The sequence below is a fragment of the Streptomyces sp. DSM 42067 genome (assembly GCF_055792885.1).
In genome coordinates this window covers 7,271,380-7,295,587 of the sequence record NZ_CM147706.1, presented here as the reverse complement: position 1 = coordinate 7,295,587, position 24,208 = coordinate 7,271,380, and the positions used below count along the sequence as shown (strand labels likewise).

Annotated in this window: 19 protein-coding genes and 1 pseudogene; 8 read left to right on the top strand and 12 right to left on the bottom strand. The window is 68.6% G+C overall.

Annotated elements, in window-relative coordinates:
- Nucleotide 1 precedes the first annotated feature (1 nt).
- From ACSMXV_RS32855 to ACSMXV_RS32830, 6 genes are all read right to left on the bottom strand, one after another.
- Entirely contained in the window at nt 2-841 is an 840-nt protein-coding gene (locus ACSMXV_RS32855; protein ID WP_473174767.1) for a carbohydrate ABC transporter permease, read from the bottom strand.
- A gap of 199 nt (nt 842-1,040) precedes the next feature.
- Nucleotides 1,041-2,351: an ABC transporter substrate-binding protein gene (locus ACSMXV_RS32850; RefSeq protein WP_473174766.1), complete on the bottom strand. Its 1,311-nt coding sequence runs from the start codon at nt 2,349-2,351 to the stop codon at nt 1,041-1,043.
- Nucleotides 2,352-2,449: 98 nt separating this feature from the next.
- Nucleotides 2,450-3,484 (bottom strand): LacI family DNA-binding transcriptional regulator, encoded by a 1,035-nt coding sequence (locus ACSMXV_RS32845; RefSeq protein ID WP_473174765.1) that lies wholly within the window; start codon nt 3,482-3,484, stop codon nt 2,450-2,452.
- Nucleotides 3,485-3,808: 324 nt separating this feature from the next.
- A complete protein-coding gene (locus ACSMXV_RS32840; RefSeq protein WP_473174764.1) occupies nt 3,809-4,102 on the bottom strand; it encodes a putative quinol monooxygenase in 294 nt (97 codons plus the stop codon).
- Nucleotides 4,103-4,147: 45 nt separating this feature from the next.
- A complete protein-coding gene (locus tag ACSMXV_RS32835) occupies nt 4,148-6,709 on the bottom strand; it encodes a GH32 C-terminal domain-containing protein (RefSeq protein WP_473174763.1) in 2,562 nt (853 codons plus the stop codon).
- A 225-nt stretch (nt 6,710-6,934) separates the two neighbouring features.
- Complete coding sequence (locus tag ACSMXV_RS32830; RefSeq protein ID WP_473174762.1) at nt 6,935-7,897, bottom strand: carbohydrate kinase family protein; 963 nt, start codon at nt 7,895-7,897, stop codon at nt 6,935-6,937.
- Nucleotides 7,898-8,145: 248 nt separating this feature from the next.
- On the opposite strand from ACSMXV_RS32830, the gene ACSMXV_RS32825 reads away from it, so the two are divergent.
- From ACSMXV_RS32825 to ACSMXV_RS32810, 4 genes and pseudogenes are all read left to right on the top strand, one after another.
- Nucleotides 8,146-9,174 carry a substrate-binding domain-containing protein gene (locus tag ACSMXV_RS32825; RefSeq protein ID WP_473174761.1) on the top strand — a complete coding sequence of 343 codons (1,029 nt, stop codon included), beginning with the start codon at nt 8,146-8,148 and terminating at the stop codon, nt 9,172-9,174.
- 146 nt (nt 9,175-9,320) lie between these two features.
- Complete coding sequence (locus ACSMXV_RS32820) at nt 9,321-10,316, top strand: ABC transporter permease (protein WP_473174760.1); 996 nt, start codon at nt 9,321-9,323, stop codon at nt 10,314-10,316.
- Nucleotides 10,313-11,148: pseudogene (locus ACSMXV_RS32815) on the top strand (ATP-binding cassette domain-containing protein). Before ACSMXV_RS32820 ends, ACSMXV_RS32815 begins: the two are co-directional and overlap by 4 nt.
- Nucleotides 11,149-11,223: 75 nt before the next feature.
- Nucleotides 11,224-12,255 (top strand): LacI family DNA-binding transcriptional regulator, encoded by a 1,032-nt coding sequence (locus tag ACSMXV_RS32810; protein WP_473174759.1) that lies wholly within the window; start codon nt 11,224-11,226, stop codon nt 12,253-12,255.
- 28 nt (nt 12,256-12,283) lie between these two features.
- On the opposite strand, the gene ACSMXV_RS32805 is transcribed toward ACSMXV_RS32810, so the two are convergent.
- Nucleotides 12,284-13,303, bottom strand: a complete 1,020-nt coding sequence (locus ACSMXV_RS32805) for a GH32 C-terminal domain-containing protein (RefSeq protein ID WP_473174758.1) — start codon at nt 13,301-13,303, stop codon at nt 12,284-12,286.
- A gap of 87 nt (nt 13,304-13,390) precedes the next feature.
- Here ACSMXV_RS32805 and ACSMXV_RS32800 point away from each other — a divergent pair, with 87 nt between their 5' ends.
- From ACSMXV_RS32800 to ACSMXV_RS32790, 3 genes are all read left to right on the top strand, one after another.
- The gene (locus tag ACSMXV_RS32800) at nt 13,391-14,743 is read left to right on the top strand and encodes an MFS transporter (RefSeq protein ID WP_473174757.1); all 1,353 of its coding nucleotides are present in this window, start codon (nt 13,391-13,393) and stop codon (nt 14,741-14,743) included.
- Nucleotides 14,740-14,895, top strand: coding sequence for a hypothetical protein (locus ACSMXV_RS32795; RefSeq protein ID WP_473174756.1), 156 nt, complete (start codon nt 14,740-14,742; stop codon nt 14,893-14,895). Before ACSMXV_RS32800 ends, ACSMXV_RS32795 begins: the two co-directional genes overlap by 4 nt.
- 240 nt (nt 14,896-15,135) lie before the next feature.
- Nucleotides 15,136-15,978: a PaaX family transcriptional regulator gene (locus ACSMXV_RS32790; protein ID WP_473174755.1), complete on the top strand. Its 843-nt coding sequence runs from the start codon at nt 15,136-15,138 to the stop codon at nt 15,976-15,978.
- 73 nt (nt 15,979-16,051) lie between these two features.
- Here the strand turns inward: ACSMXV_RS32790 and ACSMXV_RS32785 are convergent, their stop codons facing one another.
- The 5 genes from ACSMXV_RS32785 to ACSMXV_RS32765 are packed head-to-tail and all read right to left on the bottom strand — an operon-like array spanning nt 16,052 to nt 23,049.
- Entirely contained in the window at nt 16,052-17,323 is a 1,272-nt protein-coding gene (locus ACSMXV_RS32785) for an ROK family protein (RefSeq protein WP_473174754.1), read from the bottom strand.
- A 7-nt stretch (nt 17,324-17,330) separates the two neighbouring features.
- Nucleotides 17,331-19,919 (bottom strand): beta-galactosidase, encoded by a 2,589-nt coding sequence (locus ACSMXV_RS32780; RefSeq protein WP_473174753.1) that lies wholly within the window; start codon nt 19,917-19,919, stop codon nt 17,331-17,333.
- The gene (locus tag ACSMXV_RS32775) at nt 19,916-20,851 is read right to left on the bottom strand and encodes a carbohydrate ABC transporter permease (protein WP_473174752.1); all 936 of its coding nucleotides are present in this window, start codon (nt 20,849-20,851) and stop codon (nt 19,916-19,918) included. The genes ACSMXV_RS32780 and ACSMXV_RS32775 overlap by 4 nt, the downstream gene beginning before the upstream one ends.
- Nucleotides 20,851-21,756: a carbohydrate ABC transporter permease gene (locus ACSMXV_RS32770; RefSeq protein ID WP_473174751.1), complete on the bottom strand. Its 906-nt coding sequence runs from the start codon at nt 21,754-21,756 to the stop codon at nt 20,851-20,853. Before ACSMXV_RS32770 ends, ACSMXV_RS32775 begins: the two co-directional genes overlap by 1 nt.
- Nucleotides 21,757-21,762: 6 nt before the next feature.
- Entirely contained in the window at nt 21,763-23,049 is a 1,287-nt protein-coding gene (locus tag ACSMXV_RS32765) for an ABC transporter substrate-binding protein (protein ID WP_473174750.1), read from the bottom strand.
- Nucleotides 23,050-23,339: 290 nt separating this feature from the next.
- On the opposite strand from ACSMXV_RS32765, the gene ACSMXV_RS32760 reads away from it, so the two are divergent.
- On the top strand, nt 23,340-23,936 hold the full coding sequence (locus tag ACSMXV_RS32760) for a hypothetical protein (protein ID WP_473174749.1): 597 nt from the start codon (nt 23,340-23,342) through the stop codon (nt 23,934-23,936).
- Nucleotides 23,937-24,208 lie beyond the last annotated feature (272 nt).

Below are 24,208 nucleotides of genomic sequence, written 5' to 3'. Positions count from 1 at the left end.
GTCAGTCCTTCTCCCGGGTGAGGAAGCGCTGGACGAGGGAGACGGCCAGCACCAGAACGAAGAAGACGAGGGAGATCGCGGACGCGTATCCGGTCTGCTGCTGGCTGTAACCGGTCCGCACGGCCTGGTAGACGACCGTGCTGGTGGCGTCCAGAGGCCCGCCTTGTGTCATCACGCTGACCTGGGTGAACAGGGCGAACGCGCTGATGGTGATGGTGATGAGCACGAACGTCCGGGTGGCGCTGAGGCCGGGCCAGGTCACATGCCGGAAGCGCACCCAGCGCGTGGCCCCGTCCATGTCGGCTGCCTCGTACAGGTCCTGCGGGATGGTCTGCAGTCCGGCCAGCCAGATGACCATGTGGAAGCCGACGCCCTGCCAGACGGACATGACGATGATGGCGGGCATGGCCGTGGACGGGTTGGTCAGCCAGTCCGGTCCCTGTACCTGGCCGAGGGTGAGGCGGGAGATGATCTCGTTGACCAGCCCGGTCTTCTGGTACAGCAGCGTCCACAGGATGGAGACCACGACCATCGAGGTGACGACCGGGAGGAAGTAGACGGTCCGGAAGAAGTTGACGCCTTTGACCTTGGCGTTGACGAGCAGCGCGAGCACCAGCGCCAGGCCGCCCTGCAGCGGGACGACGACGACGGCGAAGTAGAAGGTGTTCCGCAGCGACTTGTAGAACAGCGGGTCGTCCAGCAGGGTGCGGAAGTTCTGCAGGCCCGTGAACTGCGCCGGGGTCGGCGACACCAGGCGGGCGTTGGTGAACGCCAGCGCGAAGGCCAGCACCACGGGGATGACGATGAACATCACCAGCAGGAAGACGGCGGGGCTGACCATGCCGAGTGCGGCGAGGCTCTCTCTGCGCCGCCCGCGCCGGCGCGTTGCGCGTCGGGTCGGTGGTGCACCGGCGGCGGCGCCGGGTCGGGTGGAGATTGAAGACATTGTGGTGGTCATGGGACATCCAGGCAGGTACGTGTCCCGGCAGAGGCGGAGAGGATGAACCGCATCCACCGTCCGCCGGGACGGGCGGACGCGGTCAGCTGCCGGTGGAGTAGTAGTTGTTGGTCGACAGGTTGTTGTCGATCTCGCTGGCGGCCTGGTCGAGGGCGCCCTTGACGTCGGCGCCGGCCAGGATGTCCCGAGCCGTCTTGGCGAACACCGTGGAGATGTACGGGTAGGCCGGGGTGACGGGCCGGACCACCGCGAACTCCTGCGCCGTCTTGAGGAAGACGTTGAACTGACCGCCCGTTTCGTAGCCCTTGACCTGTTCCGCTGCCGCGTCGGTGGCGGCGATGGTGCCGGTGGCCTTGGCGAAGTCCACGAAGTACTTCGTCTGCCGGGAGAAGTTCAGGTAGGCCTGGGCGCCTTCCTTGTTGGAGCAGGACGAGCTCATGCCCCACTGCCAGGATGCTCCGCCGATCTTCGGTCCGTCGCCGAAGTCGACCGGCGGGAGGATCGCCAGGTCGCTGCCGAACTTGTCGGTGTTGGCCTGGGCGGACCAGCTGCCGTCCCAGTGGATGGCGGTCTTGCCGTTGCGGAAGTCGTCGGCGGGGCTCTTGCTGGACTTCTGCGGCGCGTAGCCCTTCGTGACCAGCGAGCGGAACCACTTGCCCCACTCGACGGCCTTCTCACCATTCAGCGCACCCTTGGCGGTCTTGTGGTCCGAGCGGTCGATCAGGTCGCCGCCGAAGCTCTGCAGCATCGGGGAGTAGGCGTACGGCCACCACTCACCGGGGTCGCCCGTGCCGAGGTCCAGTGTGTTCTTGAACGTGCCGCTCGCCTTGATCTTGGCGAGCGCGTCCATGAACTCGTCCTTGGTCCAGGGCTTGTCGAGGGTGGGGACGCGGATGTCGTGCTTCTTCAGCACCGACTTGCGGGAGTACATGGTCAGCGCCACGTCGTAGAACCCGAACGCGTAGGTCTTGTCCTGGTACGTGGCGACCGTACTGGGCAGCTGGTCCTTCACGGCGACCTTGCCCTTGGACAGGTCCAGCGGCGCGAGGTACCCACCCCAGGCCCAGTTCGGGACGTTCGGCCCGTCGACGTCGAGGATGCACGGCAGCTTCTTGGCGGAGGCCGCGGCCACCACCGAGTCGTTGTAGGAACCCTGCGGGAACGCCTGGATCTTGACCTTGTACTTGCTCTGACTGGCGTTGAAGTCCTTGACGATCTGCTTCACGACGCCGTACTCGGCGGCGTTGCCGGCGTTGTGCGTCCACAGGGTCAGTGTGTTGCCGTCGGCGCCCGACGAGCCGGTACTGCCACTGCCGCCGCATCCGGCCACGAGCGTCGCCGCGGCCAGGGCGGCTATGCTCGATACCGCGAGGCGCCTGGTTCTCGATTCCACCTGGGTTCCTCCATTGTCACTGGGCACGGTCCTGGCAGACCGTGTCGGCGGCCGGTGATGACGGCCGCCTGTATCGGTGGTGCTTCGCCGTTCCGGGGTCAGAGTCGGGGCGGCGGAGCGACCGATGCCCGTGCCACCAGCGGGCAGGGCAACATTTCCTGAGCGACCGCACCAGTCCCGTGGTCCTGTGCGCCCGTGAGCGCGAGCAGCTGTGCGACAGCCCGCGCCCCCATCTCGTAGTGCGGCAGGGCGACGGTGGTCAGCCCGGGGAACAAGCCGTCACAGATCAGCTCCTGGTTGTCGAAGCCGATCACCGACAGGTCCCCGGGGATCGACAGCCCCAGTTCGGCGGCGGCGCGGTAGACGCCCATCGCCATCCGGTCGGCGAAGCAGAACAACGCGGTGGGCCGTGGCTCCGCCTGCAGCAGTCGCAGCGCCGCCCGGTACCCACCGGCGGCGTCGCTGGTCTCCGCCACGACCAGCCGGGGGTCCTCGGCGATGTCCGCCTCGGCGAGAGCGCGCCGGTAGCCCTCGAGACGTCCGTGGGTGGCCGGGATGTCGTCGACGTTGTTGATGAAGCCGATGCGGCGGTGGCCGTGGCGGACCAACTCGCGCACCGCCGTCTCCCCGCCCAGGACCTCGTCCGGTACGACGGAGGGCACGGCGGGGTCGTCCGAGCGCGCGTCCAGCAGCACCGTGGGGACCGACCGCAGCCGCTCCGGCACCTCCACGACCCGGTGGTACATGGACGCGTACAGCACGCCGTCGACCTGGCGCTGCAGCAGCAGATCGATCTCCTTGCGCTCCAGCTCCGGATCGCCACCGGTGTTCAGCATGAGCAGCAGCAGGCCGTGCTTGGCCGCCTCCTCCTGCGCTCCCAGGATGATCCGGCCGGCGTGCGGAGTGGTGGCGATCTGGTCGCTGACGAAGCCGATCGTGTTCGACCGCTTCAGCCGCAGTCCCCGCGCCAGCCCGTTGGGCGCGTACCCCAGCTCCCGGGCCGTTTCGAGAACGCGCTGCCGGGTCTCGGCGTTGATGCGCTTGCCCTCGACCTCGTTGAGGATGTGGGAGACGGTCGTGGCCGAGACGCCGGCGGCCGCCGCCACGTCCTTGATCCCGATCCGCCTGCCCATGTCGTGCCCAATCGTTTTGGCAAGTGAGTGCGGGACGAGAGTGCTCCCCGCAAGGCACCCCTGTCAACGGCTCGTTACGAACTCGTGGCCGAGCAATGTCGGCCGAGGTGGCAACCGGGGGCCACCCGCCCTTGGCCCCGTGGGCGCCAACCAGGCCCACCGAGCCCGCGGTTCTGCCAGGCACGCTCGGCGCCGGCGAAACAGCGGCCGCTCGGCCGCCTCGGATCTCCTCGGACAGCGGCGGGTGGCCGGTCCCAGGGCGCGCCAAGGGCCGGGCCCGCGGGGCGGGCCCGGCCGACGTCAGGTCACCGGATCAAGGGACCGTCAGGTCACCGGATCGAGGAAGGTCAGCACCGAGGCGTCCTCCTCGATCAGTGGGGCGAGGGCGATGTTGAACGGGCCGCCGTACGGGGCCTTCAGGTGGGCCTGGAAGGCGTCCTCGTCGCGGTACACCTCGAAGATCCAGTAAGCGCGTGGTTGGGACGTCTTGGTGTAGACGTCGAAGGCGAGGTTGCCGTCTTCCTCACGCACCTTCTTGGCGTAGTCCAGGATCAGGCGGGCGACCTCGTCCTCCGCACCCTCGCGGGCGGTGAACTCGGCGAGCAGGGTCTTGTTCACGATGTGGCGTCCTCCGTGGTCGGACGTGGTCGGACGTGGTCGGGATCAGTCGCGGTAGGAGTCGAGGTGCCAGACAGTGGCACGGTCCAGCTTCACCGAGCCGTTCTCGGCGAAGACCTCCACTCCCTGGCTGGCGGGGTCGGGGAAGATCTGGTCGGTGATCACTGCCTCGCCGCTGCCGCCGAAGACCTCGACGGACGACCAGTCGACCAGGATCCGCAGCTTCACCTTGCCGTTCCTGGCCTGCAGCGGGGCTCTCTGGACGCCGGGGAAGGCGCTGTTGAAGTCCACGGCACCGGAGCGGGTGCGGTCGACGTACAGCTCCTTTGTCGTGGTGTCGTAGCCGATGACCGTCTCCTCGCCTCCGGGCCCCGTGCGCACCTTCAGGCCGAAGCGTTCGGCGTCCTTGAGGGAGAAGGTCGCCTCGATGTCGAGTGCCCTGCCCCTGGCCGCAGGGCCGATCAGGGGCTGTGACGCGCTCTTGACGGTGACGCCGGTCTCTGTTGCCGGGCTCTTCTGCCGGAGGGAATCCAGGCTGTCGACCGGCTTGCTGGTGAGCCTGATCCGGCCGTCGACCGTGCGCAGGGCCATCTCCCTGGGAGCGCTCTGCGCGCCGCGCCAGGGGGAGGTGGGGATGGCGCCGCTGTAGTCCCAGTTGTTCATCCAGCCGATCATGTACCGCTTGCCGCCCGGTGCGTTCTCCCAGGACACCGCCGCGTAGTAGTCCTTGCCGTAGTCGGCCCAGTCGGCGCGCTGCACCAGGGACTTGGCGGGGGTATCGGCGGCGGTGAACTGGTCGGCGAGGATGTGGCCCCATCCCGCGCTGTTCATGTCGGCGATCTGGATACGTGCCTCCTTGCCGGCGTAGGGACGCAGGTCGAAGGAGGCCCAGTCCAGGGTCTCGCTGTTGGAACCGGTGGCGCTGCGGACGACCTCGCCGTCGACGATCAGGTTGACGGACGTCTCCTGGGAGACCGGCTGGGCCTCGGTGTCGGACAGCATGATGTGGTCGACGTTGAGGTGGCCCCAGCCGCCGGTGTTGTCGTCGACGATCCTGATCTGCGCCTTCTTGCCGGCGAGGTCGCTGACGTCCCAGGAGGCCCAGTTGAGTGCCTCGGCGTCCTTTCCGGTGGCGCTGCGCATCACTTGGCCGTCGACGAGGAGTTCGACGGCGGTGGGGTTGGCGGAGCCGGCGGGGTGGTTGCCGCCGCCGATGAGGAAGTTGATGTGCTTCTTGTCGATGGTGAATTCGGGCGACGTGAGGGTGCCGGTGGTGGAGTCGCCGTTCAGGAACGTGTTGACCAGGCCACTGCCCAGGAATCCGGAGACCTCCTGCTGATTGGGGAGGGTACCGGGGGCCGGTGCCGAGCCGAAGGCGTCTCCGGTCTTCGTCCAGTCTCCGTAGCTGCCGCCTTCGAAGTCGGCGAGGACCGTGCCCGCGGGCGGCGGTCCCTGCTCCATGACGGTTCCGGGTTCGTGCGGGTGCCGTCCGCCGCCGACCTTGAAGTTCAGGTAGGGGCTGTCGACGGTGAATTCGGGTGAGGTGAGCGTGCCGGTGGTGCCGTCACCTGCGTGGAAGCTGTTGGCGAGGCCCTTGCCTTCGAAGCCGTCGATCGCCCCCTGCCCGTCCAGGGCCCCGGCCGTCGGTCCCTCGCCGAACGCGGTGCCGGTCGTCGTCCACTCACCGAAGCCGGCGCTCTCGAAGTCCTGCACGACCGTGCCGGTGGGCGGGGTGTAGGTCCCCTTGTCCTCGGCGGTGAACTTCTTGCCGTCGAAGTCGCCGATGAAGTACTGGGCGGCCGAACCGCCCGCGATGCCGCCGGGGTTGATGTTGACGACCAGGACCCACTTGATGTTGTTCTCGTCCCCGTCGACCGCGAGGGGGAACAGGTCGGGACACTCCCACACGCCGCCCGTCGCACCGGCCGGCCCGAACTCGCTGAGCAGCGTCCAGTCCTTGAGGTTCTTCGACGAGTAGAACTGCACCTTGTGCTCGGTGGACAGCGACACCGTCATCAGCCAGCTCTGGGTCGGCGCGTACCACTGGACCTTGGGGTCCCGGAACTCTCTGGAGCCGATGTCGATGACGGGATTGCCCTGGTACTTGGCCCAGGTGCGGCCGCGGTCGGTGCTGTACGCGAGCGACTGCGCCTGCTTGCCGCCGTTCTTGTAAGCGCTGGTGTAGATCGCCACCATGGGCGGGTTCTTCTTCGTGCCGAACCCGGTGGTGTTGTTCCAGTCGACGACCGCGCTGCCGGAGAACACCATCTCCTCGTCGTCGTGCGACAAGGCGAGCGGCAACTCCTCCCAGTGCACGAGGTCCTTGCTCACCGCGTGCCCCCAGGACATGTCGCCCCAGGAGTTGCCGTTGGGGTTGTACTGGTAGAAGAGGTGGTACTCGCCCTGGTAGTACACGAGGCCGTTGGGGTCGTTCATCCAGTTCTTCTCCGGCGTGAAGTGGAACTGGGGTCTGTAGGTCTCGGTGTACGGCGGGGTGTCGGCGGCGACGGCCTGGGGGGCGAGCGGGGCCCCGGAGAGGGCGCAGACGGTCGCCACCGCCGCGATCATCCGTGTGCGGGCATGCCGGGATACACGTCCAGAGCTCATGGTGTCTCCTGTGGCTGCGGCTTTCCGCGCAGCGGAGCCTGATGCCCGGCGCGGACTGACCGAAAAGTGACGCCCCGTCGGCGCCGACGTCCACGGCACCGACAAGGGTGGTGTCATCGTTGACTTGTGTCATCGATGACATCGAGTGGCCCGATGATGGAGGCAATCCGGCCGATGCGTCAACCGGTTCGGGCGTGCCGGACCCCTACGCGTCTCGCCTGCCCGTCATACGCCGTCAGCTGTGGCGAGCTGCGCCAACTGGCTCTGCCACGGCGGATTGGGACCGGCAACCGAGCAGGTCAGAGCCGCGACCCGGACGGCGAACCGGCAGGCTTCCGCGACATCGTCGAGACGGAGTTCCGTCAGCCGGCCGCCGAGGAGCCCCCGGGCGCCGAGATGGTGCAGCAGCCCGGCGGTGAAGGAGTCCCCCGCCCCGACCGTGTCAACGACCCTCGTCGACACGGCGGGCACCTGAATCCGTTCGCCGTCGAACGAGGCCAGGACGCCGTCGGCACCGCGTGTGATCACGACGAGCCGTGCCCCGGCCGCGTGCCAGATGTCGCATGCCTGCTCGGGCGGCGTGTCCGGCAGCAGGAGCTCCAGGTCGTCCTCACTCAGCCGGAGCACATCGGCGAGGCCGCACCAGTGGGCCAGCCGGGCGCGGTAGACGTCGGGGTGCACCAGCAGCGGCCGGACATTGGGGTCGATGCTGATGGTCGCCTGTGGGGCGGCCGCCGCCAGGAAGTCCTCCACCGCCGCCGCCCCGGGTTCCCGGACCAGGGCCAGGGATCCGGTGTGCACACAGGCGGCTTCGGACAGGTCCACCCGCGCCAGTTCCTCGGCGGTCCACTGCCAGTCGGCCGTGCCCTGCGCATGGAAGGAGAACGCGGCCTGCCCCTGGGCGTCCAGCTCCGCCACGGCCAGCGTGCTGGGTTCCGCGGCCGCGACGGCGTTCGAAAGGTCCACCCCGGATGCCTCCAGATGGGCGCGGAACAGGCGGCCGAACACGTCGCCGGACAACCGCGCGAGGAAGCGGGCCGGGGTGCCGAGCCGGGCCAGGGCCACTGCAGTGTTCGCGGGTCCGCCGCCGGGCAGTACGCGCAGGGCGAGTTCGTTCGAGGTGCTTGCGGGTTCGGCGAACGCGTCCGCTACGCACTCCCCCAGGACGGTGATCTGACGCGGGCTCATGGGCTGCTCTTCTCTCGCGAACGTACGGGCGAACCGGGCACGTCGTGGCGCGGCTGCCGGACGGCTAGGTGGGCGGCGGCCGCGGGCGTTGCCGATTTGTGACGAGTGCAAGGCATTGACGTTTCCGGGAGACGGAGTCCATCATCCTCGCCATGCGGTGTCAACGATGACATAAGTCAACGATGACACCTCGGGCGGCATGCTTCGAACCCGACCCCGTGCCGCTCGCTATCCCACAGGAGTCGAACATGTCTCGCAGCACTCGTCTGTCCTCCTCCCTCCTCAGGGCCGCCGCTGTCACGGGCGTCGCGGCCCTCACCCTGACGGCCTGCGGATCCGGCTCCGGCTCCGGATCGGGTTCGTCCAGCGCCAGTTCGGGCGACGTCAAGGTCGGTCTGATCACCAAGACCGACACCAACCCGTTCTTCGTGAAGATGAAGGAGGGCGCGGAGAAGGCCGCCAAGGACAACGGCGCCGAACTGGTCACCGCAGCGGGCAAGTTCGACGGCGACAACGCAGGTCAGGTCACGGCCATCGAGAACATGGTCGCCTCCGGCGTGAAGGGCATTCTGATCACCCCGAGCGACTCCAAGGCCATCGTGCCGGCGATCGAGAAGGCCCGCGCCAAGGGCGTCCTGGTCATCGCCCTGGACACCCCGACCGAGCCGGACAGCGCGGTCGACGCCCTGTTCGCCACGGACAACCTCAAGGCCGGCGAGCTGATCGGCGAGTACGCCAAGGCCGTTATGAAGGGCAAGACCGCGAAGATAGCCACCCTCGACCTCGCGCCGGGCGTGTCCGTCGGCGTCCAGCGGCACAACGGCTTCCTCAAGGGCTTCGGCATCGACGAGAAGGACCCGTCGGTCGTCTGTTCCCAGGACACCGGAGGCGACCAGGCCAAGGGCCAGACGGCGATGGAGAACTGCCTCCAGAAGGAGCCCGGCATCAACGTCGTCTACACCATCAACGAACCGGCCGCCCTGGGCGCGTACACCGCGCTCAAGGCCAAGGGCCGGGAGAAGGACGTCCTGATCGTCTCCGTCGACGGCGGCTGCACCGGCACCCAGGCGGTCAAGGACGGCAAGATCGCCGCCACGTCGCAGCAGTACCCGCTGAAGATGGCCGCCGAGGGCGTCAAGGCCGTCGTGACGTACGCCAAGGACGGCGAGAAGGCGTCCGGTTACACCGACACGGGCGTCACTCTGATCTCCGACAAGCCGCAGGACGGGGTCACGTCCAAGGACACCGCCTACGGCCTGGAGAACTGCTGGGGCTGAGCCGCCCCCGAAGACCGTACGACATCGCCTCTCCCCCTCAGCGGGGCGGCCGCCCCCTCCTCCCCGACCGGGGGCGGCTGCCCCCTCGTTCCCTTGTCCTCCGACGGGGACGGACAAGGACCTCTGTCTTCCGACAAGGACTTCGCATGACAGCCACGACCACGCCGTACGCCGAGCTCAAGGCACCGACCACGGTCCGCAGACTGCTCACACAGCCGACCACCGGCCCGCTGGTCGCCCTCCTTCTTGCCTGCGTCTTCTTCTCCCTCTCGACCGACCAGTTCCTCACCGGCGGGAACTTCTCGCTGATCGTGCAGCAGGTCATGGTCGTCGGCACCCTCGCCATCGGGCAGACCCTGATCATCCTCACCGCGGGCATCGACCTGTCGTGCGGTGCCGTGATGGCGTTCGGCAGCATCATGATCGCCAAGATGGCCGCCGAGGGCTCCCTGCCCCCGCTCGCCGCCATCGCCCTGGGCATAGCCGTCTGCGGCGGCTTCGGGCTGCTCAACGGGCTGCTGGTGCAGAAGATCCCGCTGCCGCCGTTCATCGTCACCCTCGGCATGCTCAACGTGGCGTTCGCGCTGACCCACATCTACTCCGAGGAGCAGACGGTCTCCAACCTGCCCGGCCCGCTGACGGCGCTCGGGCAGACCTTCCCCCTCGGCCGCACCGACATCACCTACGGCTCCCTGGTCACCATCGCCCTGTTCCTCCTCCTCGCCTACGCGCTGAGCAGCACCGGCTGGGGCCGGCACGTCTACGCGCTGGGCAACAGCCAGGAAGCGGCGCGGCTGAACGGCATCCGCACCTCCCGGCTGACCGTCGGCGTCTACACCGTGGCCGGTCTCCTCTACGGCATCGCCGCTCTGCTGCTCATCTCCCGTACCGGAGTCGGCGACCCGCAGGCAGGACAGACCGACAACCTCGACAGCATCACCGCCGTCGTCCTCGGCGGCACCAGCCTCTTCGGCGGACGCGGTTCGGTCCTGGGCACCTTCATCGGCGTCCTCATCGTCGGTGTCTTCCGCAACGGCCTGCAGCTGATGGGCGTCGCCTCGATCTACCAGACCCTGATCACCGGAGTCCTGGTGATTCTCGCGGTGACCGTCGACCAGATCTCCCGGAAGAAGGCGCGATGACTGCCACCTCCTCCCCCACCCCCGTGCTGCAGGCCCGCGGTCTGGTCAAGCGCTACGGCCACGTCACCGCCATCGACGGTGCCGACTTCGACCTGCTGCCGGGCGAGGTCCTCGCGGTCATCGGCGACAACGGAGCCGGCAAGACCAGCCTGATCAAGGCCCTCACCGGCGCACTGGTCCCCGACGCGGGCGAGATACGACTCAACGGCGAACCCATCACGTTCTCCGGACCGCAGAGCGCACGCGCCCACGGCATCGAGACGGTCTATCAGGACCTCGCCGTGGCCGCCTCCATGGACATCGCCTCGAACATGTTCCTAGGCCGCGAGCTCCGCCGTCCCGGCGTCCTCGGCAGTGTCTTCCGCATGCTGGACAAGAAGCGCATGCGCCAGGAGGCCGCCGAGCACATGGCCGACCTGAAGATCGGCCTGCGCTCGCTGACGCAGTCGGTCGAGACGCTCTCCGGTGGGCAGCGGCAGGCCGTCGCGGTCGCCCGTTCCGTCGCCTGGCCCGCAGCGTCGTCGTCATGGACGAACCCACCGCCGCCCTCGGCGTCAAGGAGTCCGGTCAGGTCCTGGACCTCATCCGCCGCGTCCGGGACAAGGGCATGCCGGTCGTCCTGATCAGCCACAACATGCCGCACGTCTTCGAGATCGCCGACCGGATCCACGTCCACCGGCTGGGCCGGCGCGCTGCCGTGATCAAGCCCTCCGACTACTCCATGGCGGAGGTCGTCGCCATCATGACCGGCGCGCTCACCGTCGACGCGGCCGGAGGTACTGTCGTAGCGGATTCCGAGGCGGCGAAAGCCGCGGGAGTCCAGGCCAACTGACGACACGATTCACCACTCACAGGTTCCGGCCGAGGCCGCGGCCGGAACCGACGAGCACAGGAGACTGTTCCCTCCATGGCAGCGAACCGCCGCCCCACCCTGGCCGACGTCGCCCGAGAAGTGGGCGTCAGCGCCAAAACCGTCTCCCGCGTCCTCAACGAGGACGGGCCCGCCTCGGCCCGGACCAGGGAACAGGTGCTCGCCGCCGTGGCCAAGCTCGGCTTCCAGCCGAACCTCATGGCCCGCAACATCCGCGTCGGGGGACCCGACACGACCATCGGACTGGTCATCCCCGACCTCGGCAACCCCTTCTTCGGAGCCGTGGCGAGGAGCATCGAGGACACTGTCCGCGACCGCGGCCTGACTCTGCTCATGGGCTCCTCCGCGGACGATCCCGACCGCGAACGCGCGCTGACGGACAAGTTCCTCGCCCGTCGCATCAGCATCCTGATGGTCGTGCCGTCCGTCGGCGCCGACCACTCCCACCTCAAGACCCACCGCGCCGCGGGCCTGCCCGTCGTCTTCCTCGACCGTCCGGGAGCGGGCCTGTCAACGGACAGCGTCGTCAGCTCCAACCGTGACGGCGCCCACGAAGGCGTCGCCCACCTGATCTTCCACGGACACCGGCGCATCGGGTTCATCGGCGACCTTCCCACCAAGCTCTACACACGCCGCGAGCGCCTGGCCGGATACCGCGCGGCCCTGCAGGAAGCCGGCCTCCCCCACGACCGCTCGCTGGTCGCCAACGCCCACGACCAGCACGGGGCCGCCACCGCCACGTCACAGCTACTGGGCCTGGCGGATCCCCCCACCGCCCTGTTCGCCGGCAACAACATCGTCGCGCTGGGAATCGTCGCCGAACTCGCCCGCAGCAAGCGGAAGGACGTCGCTGTCGTCGCCTTCGACGACGTGGAGCTCGCCGAGGCACTCGAACCGGCCCTGACCGTGGTCGCCCAGGACGCCGAAGAAATCGGCAGGGCGGCAGCGACCACCGCCCTGGCCCGCCTGGACGGCGACCGCTCCCGCGCCCGCACCATCACCGTCCCCACCCGACTGATCGTCAGGGGCTCGGGCGAGCGCCCTGCTCCGGTGCTGCAGGGGGCTTGATCCTCTCGGTTGGCGAGAGCAGTCCGGGTCACACCGGTGCGGTCAGATCCCACGCCTGGACCGCGTACGCGGCGGACGCCACGCCCATGGCGCCCATCTGCACGCGCCAAGGGCCCTCGCCTACAGGGTAGAAGCGCACGGTGAGGGTGCGGCCAAAGGCGCTGAAGAGTTCGGCGACCGAGTGGTCCAGCAGGATCCGCAGGGTCGCCGTGCGACCTTCCGGAGGCAGGCGCCAACGGCCGCCCTTCGCACGGGGGTCGAGGGAGGCGCGGTCGCGGTCGACGACCAGCTCACCGCTGACCGGGTCGTGGAGGACATCGAGGTACTCGGTGCCCTCCGGTGAGGTCAGCAGCCGGAAGCGTCCGCCGCGTTCCAGGGTCACCGTCAGGTCGGTCGCCCGGGCCACCTCGCCGAGGTCCACCGGCTCCTCCGCGGGCGCCTCACCGGCGGCGGCGATCCTGCGCTCTCCGCGCAGGGCGAGCAGTTCGCGGGCCGGCCGCTGGATCAGCTCGCCGCCCGTGCCCGGTGCCAGTTCACGGGGCAGCGAGAGCATCCCCGCCCAGCCGGCATCGTCGGTCCAGGCGCTGGGGGCGCCGACGCGTTCCTCGTCCCGGGCTTCCCAGATCCAGGCCCACATCAGCCAGCGCCCGTCGGGCGCCCGGAGCAGGGCGGGAGCGTAGAAGTCGGGGCCGTGGTCGAGGAGCCCCGGCGCCGTGGCGCGGAACTCACCGTCCTGTTCGCGGCCCGGCCAGTAGACGGCGCAGCTTGCGCCGTCCTGCGGGTCCCAGGCGCTGGCGAGGACGGCCCCGGTGCCGTCGAAGAAGGCGGCGTACTGGGCGCACTCCCAGCCTTCCTCGGTGTTGCGGCCACCGGGCAGGAGGTGGGGTGGGCGCGCCAGGAAGACCCCCTGGTAGCGCCACTCGTCGAGGTCGTCGGAGGCGTACTCCAGGGCGGCTCCGCGCCCGTCGGCGAGGGCGCAGGGCATGGCCGGTCCTGCGGGCGAGGGGCCGCCATCGACTGCGACGACCGCGGCGGACAACCCACCCACCCTCGGCAATGTTGTGCAGTTTATTGACGGCGGTCAGCAGTGAGCCTAAGTTCGCGGTGTCCTTCCCCCCGGTCAAGGGAGACCGCGATGCCCACGTCCCCCGTCGCATCACCGTCCACGACGCCCGAACGAACCCGGCAACTGCGCCGGGTCGCCCTCTCCGGACTGCTCGGCACCGCCGTGGAGTTCTACGACTTCCTCGTCTACGGAACCGTCGCCGCCCTCGTCTTCGGCGAACTGTTCTTCCCCGGTGCCGACCCCGCCGTCGGCACCATCGCCGCGTTCGGTACCTTCGCCGCCGGCTACGTCGCCCGCCCGGTCGGCGGCATCCTCTTCGGACACTTCGGCGACCGGCTCGGCCGCAAGTCCATGCTGCTGCTCACCATGGGCCTGATGGGCGGCGCCAGTTTCCTCATCGGCCTGCTGCCCACATACGACACGATCGGTGTCTGGGCGCCGGTCCTGCTGATCACCCTGCGCGTCCTCCAGGGCATCGCCATCGGCGGTGAATGGGGTGGTGCCACGCTTATGGTGGTCGAGCACGCCGGCGACCGGCGCCGCGGCCTGTGGTCCAGCTTCACGCAGATGGGAGCCCCGCTCGGCTCCCTGCTCTCCACCGCCGTCGTCACCCTCGTGGTCACCCTGCCCCGGGACGAGTTCGCGGCCTGGGGCTGGCGCGTACCGTTCCTGATGAGCGTGGTGCTGCTGGGTGTCGGACTCTTCGTACGACTCAAGGTGGTGGAGAGCCCGCTCTTCGCAGAGGTGAAGAAGGACCGCGCCGAGTCGCGGCTGCCGATCCTCGACGTACTGCGGCGCCCGCGTCCTCTGCTGCTGGCCTGCTGCGTCGGCATCGGCGCCTTCACCGCCCAGTCACTGCTGACCAGCTACATGATCGCGTACGCCACCGGCATCGGTTACGCCCGCCCGCAGGTGCTCACCGCCCTCACGGTCTCCGCCTCCGTCGCCCTCGTCGTGCTGCCCTGCGCCTCCGCGCTCTCCGACCGGATCGGCCGCCGCCCGGTCGTCCTCGCCGGAGCCCTCATCTCGGCCGCGCTCGCCTTCCCCGTACTCGCGCTGGTCGACACGAAGTCCCCCGGCCTGCTGATCCTCGCCGTCGTCCTCGGCCACGGCATCGCCCAGTCCACGATGTACGGACCGCTGGGCGCCCTGCTCACCGAGATGTTCGGCACCCGGGTCCGCTACACCGGCGCCTCCCTCGGCTACCAGGGAGCCACCCTCATCGGCGCCGGCTTCTCCCCGATGATCGCCGGAAGTCTGGTGGCCGGGAGCGGGAACGGCACCCCCGTCGCCCTGCTGGTGTGCGGGGGCTCCCTCGTCACCGCGCTGACCGTCTGGTTCGTGCGCGAGACCAACCGGACGTCCCTCGCCGACAATGCCGAAGGTGCCACCGCCCCTCACACGGAAGAGATCCCCGCATGACAACCGGCACCCCGCGTATCAGCGCCGACCCGGGGACCCTCAACTCCCGTGCCGCGGCGGCCGATCCCTCGGGCCCGGCCCGCTACGTCCCCTACCGCCCCACCCCGTACCTGCAACCGTACGACCTTGCCCACCCCGCCGACGGCCAGTGACGCCGTACGACCGCCCGCCGCGCTGTCGGTGGGCGGCCCGCGGAGCCGGATTGGCGCGACGGTCGAGGGGACATGAGGGTCCCCCCGCTCTGTGGGGGTACCTCCCAGGCCCTTAAGGCACTGGGGGAGAAGCCGAGAGTGGGGGAGCGCGGAGGCCCGAAGGGCTGAGCACGGTCGTCCCCTCGGCACCGGCTGAGGCGCCCCGGAGGCGGAGCATGAAAGACACGTACGCTTGCCACCGTGGAGGACGACGACATCCTGGATACCTCTGAGGGCCCGCAGCTGCGCCCGCAGTCGCTCATGCTCGCCTTCTTCGGCAACCACGTCCTGGACGAAGGAGACCTGTGCGTCTACTCGGGCAGCATCATCGACGTTCTCGGCCGGGTCGGGGTCGGTGAACAGGCCGTGCGGTCCACGCTGACCCGCATGGTCAACCGGGGCCTGCTGCGGCGCCAACGAGAGGGCCGCAGGATGTACTTCGGCCTGACCCCGCAGGCGATGCGCGTCCTGGAGGACGGCCGCATCCGCATCTGGAAGCAGGGTGCCGTCAACGACGACTGGGACGGCTCCTGGACGCTGCTGGGCTTCTCCCTCCCCGACTCCTGGAAGCGCCAGCGCCACGACCTGCGCTCACGGCTGACCTGGTCCGGATTCGGCGCGCTGTACAGCGGGCTGTGGATCGCCCCCGGAAACGTCGACGTCTCCGCCGTCGTCTCGGAACTCGGTCTGGCCGACCACGTCAAGATCTTCCACGCCCAGGCCGACCAGGCCACCGACATCGAGCTGATGATCCGCGACACCTGGGACCTGGAAAGCATCGCCGCGCGTTACGTCACCTTCGACAAGCGCTGGACCGCCCACCTCGGCGCGGGGTCCGGAGACGACCCGATCGGGACCCGGCTGCGGCTGGTCAGCGAATGGCTCTGGACCATCCGTACCGACCCCAGGCTTCCCGCCCGGCACCTTCCCCCCGCCTGGCCGGCACGCCCCGCTCAGGAGACCTTCCGGCGCGTCGCCGAACAGACCGCGGCACCCGCGCGGCGAATGGCCCGCGAACTACTGGAGACCGCCCCGGCGCGATAGCGATCTCCCGCGGAGGGGTCCTGCGTTTCCTGCGTTGGGGAGTCCCCTGCACGCAGACCAAGTGCCGCGTCAGCTAGACGTGCCCGTGCCTTGATTGATCGAGGCCCCGATCCGGGTCCGCCTGGGGCCGGGTTCTGGCAGGGCTGGCCAGGCCGAGTCGAATGAGGAACTGCTCCAGCGTGAAGGCCGCCATTCCGAGGGCCACGGCGTTGCCGGGGACCTGGGACGCCTCGACTGCGAGGTCGGGCAGTGAACCGGGCATCACGTGATCGGGGAGTTCGTCACGCACGGCGGGTACGAGCCATTCGGCCAGTGCGTCGGAGGTCCAGCCGGTGAGGGTGACGGTGGGGACGTTGAGCAGATTGACAAGGTCGCCGAGGGCCGCGGCGAGGTAGTGCGAGGTACGGCGGGCGAGGTCCGTCAGTGCCGGATCGCCCGCGGTGAGGCCGTCGGCGATCGCCTCGACGAAGTCGCGTTGCCGTGGCTGCCGGAGCGCCGGGTGTTCCGGGTCGATCTCGGCGAGCGTCATCTCCAGGCCGTGAACACCGAGATACGCCTCGACGCAACCGCGGCGACCGCAGCGGCACTGTCGGCCGTCCAACTGGAGGAGTGTGTGGCCCCATTCGCCGGCGTTGTTGGTGGCGCCGCGGATCAGCGAACCGTCGATGGCGATGCCGGCGCCGACGCCGGTGCCGAGGTTGACGACGGCCATGCTGTCGACGACGCGCCCGACACCGAACCACATCTCCGACAGGATGACCGCTTTGAGCGGATTGTCGACGTACACGGATATCTGGAGGCTCTTCTCCAGCATTTCCTCGATGTGGACGTCGTGCCAGTCCCAGTTCGGCGCGAAGACCGAGACGCCCGCGTCGGGATGGACGTGGCCCGGCATGCTGACACCGACGCCGATGATGCGCTCGTGCTCGGTTCCGCTGGCCTCGACGGCCGACTCGATCGCGCGGACGATCCCGTCGACCACGTAGGCCTGGCCGTTCTCGTGCTCGTCGAGCGCGACCTCGCCGTGGCCGAGCACGCCGAGCGCGAGGTCGTACACCGTGGCGTCGACGTAGGTCTCGGCGACGTCGACGCCGACGATGCGTCCGCGGCCGGGGTCGATGGTGAGCCGCTCCTGCGGCCGTCCCCCGGTGTTGCGCTCCACGGTGGCGATGTGCAGCACGCCCTCGGACAGGAACTCGGTGACCAGTGTCGCCACGGTCGCCGAGCTCAGCCCGGTGTGCCGGGCGAGTTCCTGGCGGGTGGACGGCCCGAGTTCGAACAGCGCGTGCAGGACCTCGAAACGGTTCTCGTTCCGAAGATCACGGGCCGTGCGCCGCGACACCATTCCTCCCTCAACCGTTCGGCGACTCCACCCGTAGCGTACGGAGCTCCGGCGCGCCCTGCCCCTCGATTCCCCTGATCAGCAGGGTCAACCCGGTCCATCCCGCCGGGACCCAGAGCACGTCCGGGTCTCCGCCCGAGAAGGCCGGTCGGTCGCCGACCCAGATACGGCCCAGGCACTCTCCGGCGGCCCATCCGGTCGCGCGGATTCCCGATCCGTCCAGCCGTACCAGGAAGCCGTCGTCCGATGGCGGCAGGTCGACGTCGAGCCACGCCTCCTCACCGGGTTTCAGAGCCAGCGGTAGCCGGACGCCCTCCGAAGGGCCGGCCCCGGCGGCGAACCCGGTCAGCAGGTCGTCGTCTTGGGCGCCGCACGACCAGTCCGTCACCGGCTCGAGGCCGAGCAGCTCGGCGCGAAGGCCCCCGCCACTCGGATGGTGCGGCATCGTGATCGAGACCTGATGGGTGCCGGCAGGCAGCAGGACCCAGGGATCCTCGGCGTGGACGGTGCTCGGCTCACCGCCGTCCACGGTCACGCGCACCGGCTCGACCACACCCCGAAGGTGCAGCGCCGACACGGATTTCAACTGGACGTCGCGCGTATATGTGAGGGGTATGCCGACGCGGGTGCTGCTCCAGCCGCCGAGTTCCCGTGTGGGCGCCGGTACGCCCGCCCACTGGCCGTGCACCGTCCACAGGGCCGACAGGTCCCTCACGTCCCGGACCGTCCACAGCGTGCCGAGTCCGCGAAGCGCGCCGAGGCGGAGCGCGGGCAGGCGCGCGTCGTCGAAGTTCGCGTGCCCCCAGATCTCCACGAGGGCCTCGATTGCGACGCTGCCCGTCACCTCATGGACGTCGATCCGTTGTGCCGCACCGAATCCGGCGATCGTCGGACACACCCGACCCGCGATCGACAGGTCGACGATGTCCGCCGCGCCGACGAGAAGCAGTTCGTCGACGCCCGTCAGATCCGCCGTGGTCCGGTAGGTTCCGCGGCCCCGGTAGGCGCCGAGCGACTCCAGCGTCGGCGGCAGCTCGTGGATGCCGGACGGCTTCTCGGGAGCGGCGACCGACCGCCGCCGAACCGCCCGTACTGCGGTCGGCGGCGTCGTGCCCTGTCGGTGGGGCGCGTCGGTCAGACGCACCGTTCCGTCGCGGTCCATCGCTTGAAGGCGCCCGGCGTCCGACGGCGCCAGCACGACAAGCGTCAGTCCCTCGACGACCGTGCGCTCGGGTGCGCCGGCCGCCGGTGCCGGGATCTCGACCTGGGTCTCACCCAGGACAACGGTGACCGGCACGTCGGAGGAGAACGCCAGCGCGCCGTCCGTAGCCGCCACCAGATCCGCCGACGCCAGGGTCAGCGAGGCGTCGGAAGCGTCAAAGCCCCAGGACCGCAGCGGTACGTCCACCAGCATCAGCGGACATGAGTCCGGTGCGACGGCAACCGATACGCCGTTCACGACCGCCCGACCAGGTGCCGTGCCGAGATTCGGTACGGCAATCAGCTGTCCGCCTTCAGAGAGGTCCAGAGCCGACGGTGACGAGCTGGTCGGGAAGTCGGCGGTCACCTCCACGCGAGGCACGGTCGACGTCGCGAGCGCCAGCCGCGACCCCAACGCGTCGATCACGCGCGCGAACACCTGCGCCTGGGTGTACTCCGGCCGTTCGGCACCGGTCGACGAGACGTATCCGCCGAAATCGTAGCCATGGCTCATGAAGTTGCCGGGGTTACCCCAGTTCCCGCTGGACGGCGTGTACCCGAAGTTCCACCCGGACGACTGCAGGTAGGGCGCGATCAACGAGGCGCCGCTCGCCAGCAGCCGCCGCAGCGTCCGATGGCGCCGGTTCGTCTCGGTGATCATCAGCGGCAGACCGCGGTCCGCCAACAGCTCGGCATAGCGCCGTACCTCGGCCTCGATGTGCGGGGAGTCGTCGTCCGGGTAGAAGTTGCAGGCCGGTACGACGCCGGGGACGTTTCCGGTGGCGCCCGCGAGATCGCCCTGTCCGGCACAGGCGATCAGCGGCACGGTGATGCCGTGGTGGATCGCCTGGTCGCGCAGGGCGGTCAGATATCCCGTGCGATCCTCGCAGTCGAAGAAATCCAGCTCGTTCTCCAACTGCACCATGATGACCGGGCCGCCGGCCGGGTACTGCCGGTCGGCCAGTATGGGCAGCACCTGGTCGAACCACGCGGTGACCTGGGCGAGAAAGCGCGGCTCATGCTGACGAACCCTCAGGTCGGGATCGAGGCCCAACCAGGCCGGCAGCGCGCCGCCGTCCCACTCTGAGCAGATGTACGGGCCCGGCCGCGCGATGACGTACAGCCCGATCTCCTGCGCGAGATCCAGGAAGGCGGCGACGTCACGTCTACCCTCGAAGGACCAGCGGCCGGGCGCCGTCTCGTGGAAGTTCCACGGCAGATAGACGTCCACGCAGGTGTATCCCGACGCCCGTACCTGTTCGAGCCGCGCACGCCACTGCTCCCGTGGAAGGCGGAAGTAGAACAGCGACGCGCACAGCACGACGCGTGGACTGCCGTCGATCGAGATACCCCGGGCGTCGAGCTCGATGCCACTGTTGACGATGGCCGAATGGCTCACTTGACCCCCGCGCTTCCGCCGCTGATGTCCATTTCGTACAGGTACCGCTGGCCGAGGTAGTAGACGGCGATCATCGGCAGCGTGAGCAGGATCGACCCGACCATCACCAGGTTCCACGGCGGCGGCTGGCCTGGCACCCCCGTGGTGGTGATGTACTGAACGCCCAGCGCCAGCGGCATCTTCGACTCGTCGTTGAGGTAGATCAACGGCCCCATGAAGTCACCCCAGTTGTACGTCAGGGTGAAGATGCCGATCGCGATCAGTACGGGCCACAGCATCGGGAGCATGATGCGCCGGTAGATGCCGAAGAATCCGAGCCCGTCCACCATGGCCGCCTCGTCGAGCTGATTCGGCAGGCGGGAGACGAACTGGCGTACAAGGAAGACGTTGAACGCGTTCGAGAAGAAGTTGGGCACGATCAGCGGCAGGTAGGTGTTCACCCAGCCCAGGTCCTTGAACAGGATGAACTGCGGAATCATCGTGATCTGCGTCGGAATCATCATCGTCGCGATGACGACGAGGAACAGCGCGTTCTTCCCAGGGGCCCGCAGGCGCGCGAACGCGTAGCCGACCAGTCCGCTCGACACCATCTGGCCGATGACCGAACCGACCGAGATGATCAGCGAGTTCACCAGGAACCGGCCCATCGGCAGATCCGTTCCGAACACCCGGCTGAAGTTCTCCCAGTGGAACTCGGTCGGGAAGATCGTGAACGTGTTGGTGTTCACCGTCTGGTCGCTCGACAGCGCGATCGACACGACGAACACCAACGGCATCGAGAGAATCGCCGACACGACGATCAGGGTCGCGTAGGTGAACGGCGTCGCCCGGAAGGCCCGCAGGGTGCGGGGCGCATCGCTCGTGCGCTCTTCGCCGTCCTGGCGCTTTTCACCTTCCTGCTGCGGCGCGGCGGCGGATACCACGGTCGCCATCACTTCACCTCGGTCTCGTAGAACACCCAGCGGCGGGTGGTGCGGAAGGCCAGCAGGGTGAACACCAGGATCACGGCGAACAGCAGCCACGAGATCGCCGACGCGTAACCCATGTGGTAGTAGGAGAAGGCCTGGTCGAACAGGAACGGCACCATCGTCTGGCTCGCGTTGTACGTTCCGGGCTGGGACGCCTTGGGGGTGAGGATGTACACCTGCGAGAAGACCTGGAACGCCGCGATCAGCCCCATCACCAGGTTGAAGAAGATGACCGGGGTCAGATGCGGCACCGTGATGCTCCAGAACTGCCGCACCGGGCCTGCGCCGTCGACCTCGGCCGCCTCGTACAGCTCCTGCGGAATGCCCTTCATGGCCGCGAGCAGCAGGACGGTCGCGCTGCCGGCGCCCCACACCGACAGCAGGATCAGCGCGTACTTCACCCAGGTCGGGTCCAGCAACCACTGCGGCCCGGAGATACCGACCAACCCGAGCACGTCGTTGAACGGACCCGACGGGGCGAGCACCACCCGGAAGACCAGCGCCGCGGCGACCAGGGGTACCAGCGTCGGCAGGTAGATCAGGGTGCGGAACACCTTGCGGGCACGGACCTGCTTGTTGAGCAGGTTCGCCAGCCACAGCCCGACCAGCAGTCCGAGCGGGACGGAGATCGCCGCATAGTGGAAGGTGTTCCCCAGCGCCTTCCAGAACACGGGGTCATCGGTCAGCAGCTTGACGTAGTTCTGCAGACCGACCCACTTGGGCGGGGTGAAGGAGTCCCAGTCCGTCAGCGAGAGGTAGATCGACGAGATCATCGGCCCGAGCAGGAACACCAGGAACCCGATCACCCACGGCGAGACGAACAGATAGAACCAGAGCGCCTCACGGCGCCGCAGCTTCGACATCGCCATCGCCGGTTATCCCGCGGACTTGATGATGGACTCGAGGTTCTTCTGGACCGCGGTGAGCGCGGTCTTGGCGTTCTTCTCCTTGCCGAGCCAGAAGTCGGCCAGTCCCGTGTCGAACGCCGCCTGCATCTCGTTCCACTGGGGAATGAACGGTGCCTTGAAGAGGAAGGTGCCCGACTCGGCGAACACGCTCATGTTCACCGGCGTCTTCATCCACGCCGGCTTGAGGAACGCGTCGCTCTGCTGCACCTCGATGTTGGCCGGCACGTCCTGACCGGTGGCGATGATCTGCTGCTGGGCCGTCGGCGAGGTGAGGAAGTCGATCGCCTTGAACGCGTTCTTGGGGTTCTTCGCGGTACGGGAGATGGCGAGGCCGCTGCCGAAGGAGGACACGGCCTGCTCCTTGCCGCGCCACATCGGCGCGATGTCCCACTCGAACTTGGTCTTCGCAAGGCCGCTGATGGCCCAGAACCCGGTGGTGTTGACCGCGACCTTGCCGGCCGCGAAGGCCTGGTCGCCGCCCACGTCCGCGCCCATGTCGGCGTACTGCGCCTTCGTCGGCACCACGCCGTGCTTGAAGAGCAGGTCGCCCGCCCACTGCAACGCCTCGACGACCTCGTCGCTGTCCACCGCCGGCTTGCCGTTCGCGTCGATGATGGCGCCGCCGTTCTGGTACGCGAAGCTCCACCACTGGGGCCACCAGCCCGCGCCCCCGTAGCCCCACGTCTTGCCGGAGCTCGTCAGCTCCTTGAACGCGTCGAGGGTGTCGTCCCACGTCCAGTCGGCCGTCGGCGCCTCGATGCCCTTCGACTCGAACAGGGTCTTGTTGTAGTAGACGATCATCGCGCCGGAACGGTCCGGTATCGCGTACACCTTGTCCTGGTACGAGTAGAGCGACCCGATCGCCCCGAACCGCTTCTCCAGGTCCAGCCCCGCGCCCTTGGCGAGGTCGTCCAGGGGCTGGAGCTGGTTCTTGCTCGAATAGACGTTGACGTTCTCCGCGACCTGCATGATGTCCGGGCCCTTGCCGCCCGCGATCATCGTCTGCACCTTCTGCGGGTACGAGTCCGACGGGATCAGCTGGAGCTTCACCTTCAGGTCGGGGTACTTCTTCACCAGCAGGTCGATGCGCTTCTGGTACGTGCTCCGGTCGGTCTCGCCGCCCCACACCGTCATCACGAGGGGCTCGTCGCTCGAACCGCTGCTGGAGCCGCACGCCGTGAGCGTGATGACGCCCGCCGCGACTCCCAGACCAAGAAAACTCCGACGCGAAACCGCAGCTCTGTCAAGCGTCACGGCACTGCCTTTCCTTGAAGTGTGCAAACGCTCTGGAGGTCACCCGACTACCGGGCCCGGCTTCGAGTGGCGGTTAAACTAACCCTCGTTTTAAGTCGGCGACAAGGCCTTGTTTCGTACATATTTCTGACAATGCCTCAGCCACGCCCAGAAGCCCCGCAAGGGATGGGCTCGTGCACCGCCTGGTGCACGAGCCGGTGCTGTGGGCGCGGCGACTGTCCGGCCCGTTGTCAGAGGGGGCTGGCACATTTGACTCCGACGACCGGGACAAGGCGGGGAGTTGAAGGGCAATGGGTGACTACTTCGAGCGCATCGTCGACGTCGAGGCGACCGGCGAGGAAGCCGGGCCGCTCGCGGAGCGGATGGTCGACTGGTTGGTCTCCGAGGGACTGATCACACGGGAGATGTCCGGCGAAGGGGTGTACAGCACGACGGTGGACGAGGGGTACGAGCCGGGTCACGACTGGGCCCGGGCGGTGCAGGGTTCCGCCGAGACGTGGTGGCAGCCTGGGCCGGTGGCGGTGCTTGTCGGGCGCGAGTACCACGTCGGTGGTCAGGGGCAGGACGAGGCTGCCTCCGCGACGTGCCCGCTGTGCGACGCCAAGACCGTGATCATCGACTACCCGGAGAAGTTCGAGGCGGACGCGGAGGCCTGGCGGCCCTTCAGGGAGGGCATAGCGGCCTGGAAGGAGACGGGCGAGGGAAGCGTGGTCTGCCCCGTCTGCGGAGCCTCCGTCCCGGTCACCGAGTGGCGGTTCGGCTCGGGCTTCGCCCTCGGCGCCCTCGCGTTCGACTTCTGGGGCTGGCCACCGCTCAGCGACAGTTTCCTCGCCGAGTTCAGGAGGGAGTTGGGACACCGTACGGAAGAGCAGTCCGGCAAGTTCTGAGGGCCGCGGCATCGGCAGGGGCCCCTCGGCCCCATCGCCCCATACGGTCACCACGCGACGATGGCGGCGGCCGTGATTCCTGCGAGGCGAGGGGCCGGGCGGCTCGTCCCGGCCGCATGTCCGCAGCGTCTCTGATTGGCTTAGTGACCCTGAGTGTTGCGCAGGGTGTGAGCCAATCGCCTTCGTGCCCTGGTGCTGAGCGGCAGGTGCCGTCAGCCCTCGTGGCACGTCCCTCCGGACACTGGTCGGTCAGGCCGTATGACCTGACCGAG